The following is a 9,070-nucleotide window of genomic DNA, read 5'->3' as shown; positions in this document are numbered from 1 at the left end:
GACCCCGCGGGCGGCGGCCTGTCCGGGCTGGCCCGCCGGGTCCTGGCGCTCGACGGCGCGTTCACCGTGGACAGCCCGCCCGGCGGCCCCACGAAGATCGTCGCCACGCTGCCCAAGGAGCCGCCGTGCGGCTGATCCTGGCCGACGACTCCGTGCTGCTGCGCGAGGGCCTGACCCGGTTGCTCGCCGAGGCCGGGCACGAGGTCGTCGCGGCCGTGGGCGACGCGCCCGCGCTGCTGGCCGCCGTCGCCGATGACCGGCCCGACGTGGCGGTGATCGACGTGCGCATGCCGCCCGGCCACAAGGACGAGGGGCTGCGGGCGGCCCTGGAGATCCGCGCGCGGTGGCCCGAGGTGGGCGTGCTCGTCCTGTCCCAGTACGTCGAGCCCCACTACGCCGCCACCCTGCTGGCCGGGCCCGCCGAGGGGCTCGGCTACCTGCTGAAGGACCGGGTCTCGGAGGTGGCCGACTTCCTCGACTCGCTCGACCGCGTACGCGCCGGCGGCACGGCCTTCGACCCCGAGGTGGTGCGGCGGCTGCTGGCCCGCACCAGCCACGCCGACCCGCTGAGCCGGCTCAGCCCGCGCGAGTCCGAGGTGCTGGCGCACCTGGCCCAGGGGCTGGTCAACGCGGCCATCGCCGAGCGCCTGCACGTCTCGGCGTCCACCGTGGAGAAGCACGTCAACGCCATCATGGAGAAGCTCGACCTGCCGCGCGACACCGGCTACAGCAGGCGGGTGCTGGCGATCCTGCGCTACCTGGAGGGCTGACCCGGGCCGGCGTTCACACGTCGACCACGCGCGGCAGCGCCGGCGGGTTCGGCCGCGGCCGCCACTCGCGCGGATAGCCGAGCGAGACCTCCATGAACGGCACGCCGTCGTGGTGGGTCAGGCGCGGGATGTGCAGGTGGCCGTACACGACGGCGGCGGCGTCGTATTCGAGGTGCCAGCGGGCGGTGCGCTCGGTGCCGCACCACTGCGCGAACTCCGGATGGGTGAGCACCCGCGTCGGCTCGCGGACCAGCGGATAGTGGTTGACCAGCACGGTCGGCAGCCCCGGCGGCCGGGCGGCCAGCCGCGCCTCGGTGTACTCGACCCTGGCCGCGCACCAGGCGTCCCTGCCGGGGTGGGGGTCGGGGTGGAGCATGACCTCGTCGGTGCAGACGATCCCCGCGTCGTAGGCCGTGCGCAGGGCCTCCTCCTTGGTCGTCGCGCCCTCCGGACGCCAGGTGTAGTCGTACAGGACGAACAGCGGCGCCACCGTGACCGGGCCGCGCGCCCCCTCCCACACCGCGTACGGGTCCTCCGGCGTGAGCACGCCGAGATCGCGGCAGAGCTCCACCAGGTACCGGTAGCGCTCCTCGCCGCGCAGCCGCACCGGGTCGCGGGCCGGCGTCCACAGCTCGTGGTTGCCGGGCGCCCACACCACCCGCGCGAACCGGTCGGCCAGCAGCCGCAACGCCCAGGCGATGTCCGTCGTCAGCTCGCCGACGTCGCCCGCGACGAGCAGCCAGTCGCCGTCCGACCCGGGGCGCAGCTCCTCGACGAACGCGCGGTTGTCGGGATGGTGCACGTGCAGGTCGCTGACGGCGAGCAGGCGGGGAGCGGTGATCACGTCTCGGATCGTACGCCGCCCGCGCCGCGACGTGGCGCGGGGTCCACCGGCAGGTTGATCATCCCGGCGGCGGGTAGGTACGTCACCTGCCCGCACCCGGAAGAGGACCGCCATGACGACCGCGCCGACCCTCGTGCTCTCCGACGGCCGCGCCATGCCGCGCCTGGGCCTCGGCACCTGGCCGATGGACGACCGCCAGGCCCATCAGGCCGTCGGCCACGCCCTCTCGCTCGGCTACCGGCTGATCGACACCGCCGCCAGTTACGGCAACGAGCGCGGCGTGGGCGCGGCGGTCGCCGAGTCGGGCGTGCCGCGCGAGGAGCTGTTCGTCACCACGAAGCTGCGCGGCGCCCAGCACGGCTACGACCTGGCGCTGCGCGGGTTCGAGGAGAGCCGGTCCCGACTCGGCCTCGACCACGTCGATCTCTACCTCATCCACTGGCCGCTGCCCGGCCACGGCCTGTTCGTCGACACCTGGAAGGCGTTCGTCCGGCTGCGCGAGGAGGGGCTGGCCCGCTCGATCGGCGTCTCCAACTTCACCCCGGAGCAGATCGAGCGGGTGGTCGACGCCACCGGCGTGTGGCCCGCGGTCAACCAGGTCGAGCTGCACCCCGGCTTCCCGCAGCCCGGCCTGCTCGCCTGGCTCACCGGGCACGGCGTGGCGACCGAATCGTGGAGCCCGCTCGGCGCCGGCGGCAAGCTGCTCGACGACCCGGCCGTCACCGAGGTCGCCGCCGCGCACGACCGCACCCCCGCCCAGGTCGTGCTCCGCTGGCACGTGCAGCTCGGCGCCGTGCCGATCCCCAAGTCGGCCGACCCCGGGCGGATGCGCCACAACCTGGAGGTCTTCGACTTCGAGCTGTCGGCCGAGGAGATGGCGCGCATCTCGGCCCTGGGCGGCGGCGGCAGCCGCCTCGGCGGCGACCCCGACCACCACGTGGAGCTGTAACCCCCGAGAGCAGCCCCGTCAGCGTTCGTAGACGATCCTGCCGTCCACCATCGTCATCGCGACCGGCACCTCGGGCAGGTCGGCCGGGTGCGCGTCCAGCAGGCTGTCGTCGAGCACGCACAGGTCGGCGACCTTGCCCGGCTCCAGCGAGCCCTTCCACGACTCCGCGCCCTCCTGCCAGGCCGGGGTGCTGGTGTAGGCGCGCAGCGCCTGGTCCAGGGCGAGCCGCTGGTCGCGCGCGCCCTCGACGGCCCACCGGGTGGCGGCCGCGGCCACGCCGTGCCGCCAGTCGGGGGTGAGCATGGGGGCGTCGGAGCTGAGGCTGAGCCGTACGCCGGCGGCCAGCGCGTCCCGCACCGGCCAGGCGTGCCCGAGCGCGGCCTGGCCCAGGGCGTCGCGCAGCATGGGGGAGGCGGCGGCGGCGATGCCCGGCTGGGTGGTCAGGCCGATGCCGGCCGCGGCCATCGTCTTGAGGGTGTCCGGATGCAGGACGTCGCCGTGGACGAGGTAGTGGCGCCGCCCGGGGGCTCCGGCCAGGGCGCGGGTGACCGTCCGGGTCGCGCGGCTGCCGGTGGCGTGCACCGCGACCTGGTGCCCGGCCGCGGCGGCGGTCTCGATCATGGTCGTCAGGGCGGTCTCGCGCTCGTCCTCCGAGCCGCCCTCGACCAGCGGGGCGCCGTGCGTGCCGTCCTCGTACGGCTCGTCGCTCCAGGCCGTGCGCATCGGCGGGATGCCGTCGGCGAAGATCTTCACCCCGGCCACCCTGAACCAGCCCGGCACCTCGGCGGGCGGCGTCAGGTCGCGCAGCCCGGCGACCAGGTCGGGCAGTGAGCTGCGCCCGTCCACCTCGGCGAACAGCAGCAACGCGCTCACCCGCGCCTTCAGCTCGCCCCGCGCGGCCATCCCGGCGTACTCGCGCAGGACCTCGACGCCGAAGCGCCCGCCGCCGTCGTGCTCGCAGGGGCCGAGGCCGGGTTCGGTGTAGCTGGTGATGCCCAGGGAGGCCAGCAGGTCGCCGGCGCGCAGGATCGCCGCCCGCCGCTCCTCCTGCTTGCCCAGCCGGGAGTCGGGGACGAGATCGGCGGCGCCGGTCAGGCGGTCCAGCAGGAGGTCGGGCCAGCGCAGGCCGAGCCACGCGCCGTGCAGGTGGCTGTCGTTGATGCCAGGCAGCACCGATCTGCCGCGCAGGCGCACGACCCGCGTCCCCGGGCCCACCATGGCCTGGACCTGCAGGGGAGTGCCGACCCTGACGATGCGTCCGTCCTTGATCGCGATGCCGGACGCGAGATGGCCGGCCGCGTTCATCGTGTGGACGACGCCGCCGGTCATGACCAGATCCGCCGACCTGTTGTCAGCCGCAGATTTCATATCCGCTCCGCTCTGGACACTCTCATTTCCATCCGCATAACGTACATGGAATCAGATACGATTTCGTGCCGGGAGGTGACGATGCCTCTACCTTTCGAGGCACGGCGCATCATCGATCGGGCCCCTCGCGGACCGGCGCACGCGCCGCCGGCCGCCGCGGCCGACGACCGCTGCCGGAGCCGCTGATGGGCGCTCCCGCGGACGACGTCCTCGACGTACGGGGCCTCAGCGTCTCCAGGGGAGAGGTGCCCGTCGTCCATGAGGTCAGCCTCGGCGTCGCGCCCGGCACGGTCACCGTGCTGCTCGGCGCGAACGGCGCGGGCAAGACCACCCTGCTCGACGGCATCGCGGGCCTGGCCCCCGCCGCCGCCGGCACGGTCACCCTCGCCGGCACGCCGCTGACCGGCCTGCCCACCTACCGCCGCGCCCAGGCCGGACTCGGGTACGCCGAGCAGGCCCGCACCGTGTTCCGCACGCTCACGCTGGAGCAGAACCTGCTGGTCTCCGGCGACGGCGACCCGGCCATGGTCTACGACCTCTTCCCCGAGCTGGACCGCAGGCGCTCCCTGCCGGCCGCCAACCTGTCCGGCGGCGAGCAGCAGATGCTCGTCATCGGCCGGGCGCTGATCGCCGGGCCCAAGGTCGTCCTCATCGACGAGATGTCGCTCGGGCTCGCGCCGGTCGTGGTCCGCCGCCTGATGGGCTCGGTGCGGGAGCTGGCCGAGCGGGGCATCGGGGTGCTGCTCGTCGAGCAGTTCGCCAACCTGGCGCTGGAGATCGGCGCCCGCGCGTACGTGCTGCGCAAGGGCCGGGTGGTCTTCGAGGGCCCGTGCGAGGAGCTGCGCGGGGCGCAGGACCGGCTGCACGAGTTCTACTTCGGCGCGGTCACCGACGACGGCCTCGCCCGGGCGGCCGGCACGGAAGGCGGGAGCTGATGAACGCGCTGCTGAGAACCTGGGGTCCCGGCCTGGGGCTGGCCGTCGCGGCGTGCGCGGTGCTGCCCTGGGCGCTGCCGCCGTACTGGATCTACCTCGCGGTCGCGGCCGTGGTCAGCGGCGTGCTCATGCAGAGCTACGGCGTGATCGTCGGGCGGGCCGGGGTCATGTCGCTGTGCCAGATGTCGTTCGCGGCGATCGGGGCCTGGGTGGTGCTGCGGCTGAACCTGGCCGACGCGCCCGGCGGCTTCCTGCTGTGGCTGGTGCTCGGCGGCCTGGCGGCCGTGCCGGTGGGCGTCGCGATCGGGCTGCCCGCGCTGCGCATCCGGGGCGTCAACCTCGCCGTCGTCACGCTCGGCTTCGCCGTCTCCACCGACATCGTGCTGAACGCCAACCAGTTCCCGGGCACGACCGAGCTGAAGACGCTCGTCCGGCCGGAGCCGTTCTCCTCCGACGCGGCGTACTTCGTGCTGGCCATGGCCGTGTTCGTGCTGATCGCGATCGGCCTGGCGCTGGTCAACCGGACCAGGATCGGGCGGTCGTGGCTGGAGCTGCGGCACTCCGAGCGGGCGGCGGCGGCGCACGGCATCTCCGTGGCCCGCAGCAAGCTCACGGCCTTCGCCATCAGCGCGTTCATCGCCGGCATCGGGGGCGGGCTGATGGCGGGGCAGCTCGGCCTCGTCGTATCCGGAAATTTCGCGATGATGCAGTCGCTGGCGCTGTTCGCGGTCGCCGTGCTCATCGGGCCGCACAACACCGAGGGCGCCGTCCTGGGCGGCATCTTCGGCGCGGTCATGGCCACGGTCCTGGAGAAGCTGCGCCTGCCGCAGGACCTCGGCGGCATCCTGTTCGGCGTCATGGCGATCTTCGCCCTGCGCAGCGGGGTCAGCCAGACCGACTTCACCCGCGCCCGCAGGCGCGAGCGGGCCGCCCGCCCACTGCTGGAGGCCGCGTCCGGCGCGCCCGCCGAGGAGCCCGCCCCGGTTCCGCCGGCGGCGGGCGAGGGGAACGTGCTGGAGATCCGCGGGCTGAGCGTGCGGTTCGGCCAGGTCGTCGCCCTGGACGGCGTGGACCTGACCGTGCCCGCCCTCGGCGTCTCCGGCCTGATCGGCCCGAACGGCGCCGGCAAGTCCACGCTGATCTCCGCGGTCACCGGGTTCGCCGCCCGCTACGAGGGCTCGGTCGTGCTCGCAGGGGAGCCACTCGACCGGCTCAGCCCGAGCGTGAGGGCCCGGCGCGGGCTGCGCCGCACGTTCCAGACCACCGCCATCGCTCCGGAGCTGACGCAGGAGGAGTACCTGGCGATCGTCGCCGGGCGGCGCCTGCCCAGGCAGGAGGCGGCGGAGGTGCTGCGCTTCTTCGGCTGCCCGCCCGGCGAGGTGCCCGTCTCGATCCTCGACGCGGGCACCAGAAGGCTGCTCGACGTCGCCGCCGCGATCGCCGCCAGGCCGAAGGTCGCGCTGCTCGACGAGCCGGCCGCCGGCCAGTCCGCCGCCGAGTCGCTGCGGCTCGGCCACCGCCTGGCCCAGGTCCCGGCCCGCTTCGGCGTGTCGATCCTGCTGGTGGAGCACGACATGGATCTCGTACGAGCCGCCTGCGGCCAGGTCACGGTGCTGGACTTCGGGCACGTGATCGCCTCGGGGCCGACGCTCGACGTCTTGGACGCACCGGCCGTCAGGGCCGCCTACCTCGGCACCGTCTTGGAGGAGACATCGTGAAACGCGTACTCGTGGCCCTGCCCGTCCTCGGCCTGCTGACCGCTCTGACGGCCTGCTCCGGCGGCTCGGGCACCGACGGGCCCATCAAGGTCGGCGCCGTCAACGGCGTCACCGGCCTGTTCCAGACCCCCGAGGTGCCGCAGGCGGTCAAGGCCGTCTTCGAGGAGGTCAACAAGGCCGGCGGGATCAACGGCCGCAAGATCGAGCTGATCAGCAAGGACGACGCGATGAACCCGCAGCGCTCCACGGAGGCGGCGCGCGAGCTGATCGACTCCGAGGAGGTCGTCGCGTTCGTCGGCTCCTCCAGCGCCGTGGACTGCGGGCTCAACCGGGCCACCTACAGCAAGGCGCAGATCGTCTCGATCCCGGCGGTGGGCGTGGACCCGGCCTGCTTCACCAGCCCGAACATCGCCCCGGTCAATCCCGGCCCGTTCAAGCTGCTGACCGCGATGCTCTACTACGCCTCCGAGACGCTCAAGCACGACAAGGTGTGCCTGGCCTTCACCGTGCTGCCGGGCAGCGGCGGCGGCATCGACGCGGCCATCAAGGAGTGGAGCGACATCACCGGCAAGACGCTGGCGGTCAAGGACACCTCGGTCGGGCAGGGCGACCCGACGCCGTACCTGGTCAAGCTCAAGAGCGGCGGCTGCCAGGCGGTCGTCTACAACGCCCAGGTCGGGCCCTGGTTCGCCCAGGCCAAGACCCAGGGCATGCAGGACGTCGACTTCATCCTCATGGCCAACGCCTACACCGACGCCAACGCCGCCCTCATCCCGGCCGGCATGAAGGCCCAGGCGGGCACCGAGTGGCAGCCGTACACCGACGAGACGCTGCCGGGCAACGAGCGGTGGGCGAAGATCGTCAACGACAACAAGATCCAGAAGACCGCGTTCAGCCAGGGCGGGGTGATGGCGGCCGACGTGTTCGTCCAGGTCCTCAAGACGATCAAGGGGGACGTCACCCGGGAGTCGGTGACCAAGGCGTTCAAGTCGATGCAGCCCATCACCTACCCCATGGTGGGCACGCCCTGGGTGTTCGGCCCCGGCCAGACGCACAACCCCATCGAGGGCAGCCGCTTCGTCAAGGCCGAGAACGGCAAGTGGACGGTGCTGCCCGAGGGCTTCATCGTCCCGAAGCGGAACGGCTGATGCTCGACTCCGTGGTCGCGGGCCTGACCAGCGGCGGCGTGTACGCGCTGCTCGGGCTCTGCGTGGTCCTGACCTACCGGCTCGTCGCGGTGGTGAACTTCGCGATGGCGGCCGTGGGCGCGATGGGCGCCTTCGTCATGGTCACCCTCACCGACGCCGGCCTGAACGTCTGGCTCGCGCTCCCGCTCGGGGCGCTGGCCGGCGGGCTGGTCTCGGCGCTGCTCGGCCTCGGCCTGGTGCGCTGGTTCGGCGAGCACGACCTGCGCACCAAGGCGGCCGTCACCGTGGCGGTGTTCGTCGCGCTGATGTCGGTCGGGCTGCGCCTGTTCGGCAACAACACCAGCGGCGCGCGGCGCTTCCCGCAGCCTTTCGACGCGCCCGCCTTCACCGTGGGCGAGGTGGTCGTGCCGCAGGCGGTGCTGGTGTCGCTGTCGTTCGCGGTGCTCATCACGGTCGGCGTGGGGCTGCTGCTCGGGCGCACCCGGGTGGGGCTGCGGCTCCAGGCGCTGTCGGAACGACCGGCCACCGCGCAGGTCGTCGGCATCCCCGCGCCCCGGCTCGCGCTGGTCGTCTGGGTGGCGATCGGCGCGGTCAGCACGCTGGTCATCGTCCTGGTCGCGCCGCGGCTCGGCGGCGACTTCTCCACGCTGGGCAACCTGGTCACGACCGCGCTGGCGGTGGCCATGGTGGGGGCGTTCAGCAGCCTGTGGCTGACGCTGGCCGGCGGGCTGCTGCTGGGCTGCCTGGAAGGGGTGACGGCGTCGCTGGAGGCGGTCCAGCAGTACCGCGGGGTGCTGCCGTTCCTGGTGATGGTGGCGTTGTTGTGGTGGCGCAGCCGCCACCAGGTCTGGGACTCGGAGGCGAACGTATGACGGTCAAGGTCCCCCAGCGTCAGATCGGCGCGCACGGCCCCGAGGCGTCGGTGCTGTCGCTGGGGTCCTGGCACACCTACGACCGGATGGACTTCGGCGCGGCCGTCGAGCTGCTGCGGCACGCCGTGGAGATCGGCGTCAACCTGTTCGACGTGGGCGTCTACGGCCTGCCCGGGCAGCGGCCGGTCTTCACCGACGTGCTCTTCTCGGCCATGGTCAGGGCCGCCGGCCTGGCCCGCGAGGACTACCTGCTCTCGGTCAAGCTCTGGCTCGACGACCACCCCGGGCGTCCGCTGCGCGACCAGCTCGAACGCGCGCTGCTGCGGGCCGGCACCGACCACGCCGACCTGGCCGTGGTCGGCGACGTCCACCGGGACGACCTCGACCTGCGCCGCCTGGCCCGCGAGCTGGCCGCGCTGGAGGCCGAGGGGCTGCTGGGCTGCTGGGGCGTCAACAACTGGTCGGC

General features: G+C 73.3%; 9 protein-coding genes and 1 pseudogene. 8 read left to right on the top strand and 2 right to left on the bottom strand.

Features of this window, described 5'->3' with window-relative positions:
• Window positions 1-135 (top strand): annotated as a pseudogene (locus tag ACWCSD_RS40390) (sensor histidine kinase); the annotation flags it as partial.
• Complete coding sequence (locus ACWCSD_RS40385) at window positions 126-770, top strand: response regulator transcription factor (RefSeq protein WP_358286154.1); 645 nt, start codon at window positions 126-128, stop codon at window positions 768-770. The pseudogene ACWCSD_RS40390 and the gene ACWCSD_RS40385, both read left to right, overlap by 10 nt.
• Window positions 771-783: 13 nt before the next feature.
• On the opposite strand, the gene ACWCSD_RS40380 is transcribed toward ACWCSD_RS40385, so the two are convergent.
• Window positions 784-1,611 carry a metallophosphoesterase family protein gene (locus ACWCSD_RS40380; RefSeq protein WP_397157555.1) on the bottom strand — a complete coding sequence of 276 codons (828 nt, stop codon included), beginning with the start codon at window positions 1,609-1,611 and terminating at the stop codon, window positions 784-786.
• A gap of 115 nt (window positions 1,612-1,726) precedes the next feature.
• On the opposite strand from ACWCSD_RS40380, the gene ACWCSD_RS40375 reads away from it, so the two are divergent.
• Window positions 1,727-2,563, top strand: a complete 837-nt coding sequence (locus tag ACWCSD_RS40375; protein WP_449922782.1) for an aldo/keto reductase — start codon at window positions 1,727-1,729, stop codon at window positions 2,561-2,563.
• Between the two features lie 18 nt (window positions 2,564-2,581).
• On the opposite strand, the gene ACWCSD_RS40370 is transcribed toward ACWCSD_RS40375, so the two are convergent.
• On the bottom strand, window positions 2,582-3,931 hold the full coding sequence (locus tag ACWCSD_RS40370; protein ID WP_397156248.1) for an amidohydrolase: 1,350 nt from the start codon (window positions 3,929-3,931) through the stop codon (window positions 2,582-2,584).
• Window positions 3,932-4,116: 185 nt separating this feature from the next.
• Here ACWCSD_RS40370 and ACWCSD_RS40365 point away from each other — a divergent pair, with 185 nt between their 5' ends.
• The 5 genes from ACWCSD_RS40365 to ACWCSD_RS40345 all read left to right on the top strand — a co-directional run.
• The gene (locus ACWCSD_RS40365; protein ID WP_449922779.1) at window positions 4,117-4,866 is read left to right on the top strand and encodes an ABC transporter ATP-binding protein; all 750 of its coding nucleotides are present in this window, start codon (window positions 4,117-4,119) and stop codon (window positions 4,864-4,866) included.
• Window positions 4,866-6,584, top strand: a complete 1,719-nt coding sequence (locus tag ACWCSD_RS40360; RefSeq protein WP_449922777.1) for a branched-chain amino acid ABC transporter ATP-binding protein/permease — start codon at window positions 4,866-4,868, stop codon at window positions 6,582-6,584. The genes ACWCSD_RS40365 and ACWCSD_RS40360 overlap by 1 nt, the downstream gene beginning before the upstream one ends.
• Complete coding sequence (locus tag ACWCSD_RS40355; RefSeq protein ID WP_449922775.1) at window positions 6,581-7,732, top strand: ABC transporter substrate-binding protein; 1,152 nt, start codon at window positions 6,581-6,583, stop codon at window positions 7,730-7,732. The genes ACWCSD_RS40360 and ACWCSD_RS40355 overlap by 4 nt, the downstream gene beginning before the upstream one ends.
• On the top strand, window positions 7,732-8,604 hold the full coding sequence (locus ACWCSD_RS40350) for a branched-chain amino acid ABC transporter permease (protein ID WP_397156254.1): 873 nt from the start codon (window positions 7,732-7,734) through the stop codon (window positions 8,602-8,604). The genes ACWCSD_RS40355 and ACWCSD_RS40350 overlap by 1 nt, the downstream gene beginning before the upstream one ends.
• On the top strand, window positions 8,601-9,070 hold a 470-nt coding region (locus ACWCSD_RS40345), incomplete at its 3' end, for an aldo/keto reductase (RefSeq protein WP_449922773.1). The genes ACWCSD_RS40350 and ACWCSD_RS40345, both read left to right, overlap by 4 nt.

It is taken from the genome of Nonomuraea sp. NPDC001684 (assembly GCF_053596515.1).
This window is presented reverse-complemented; position numbering and strand designations above follow the sequence as displayed.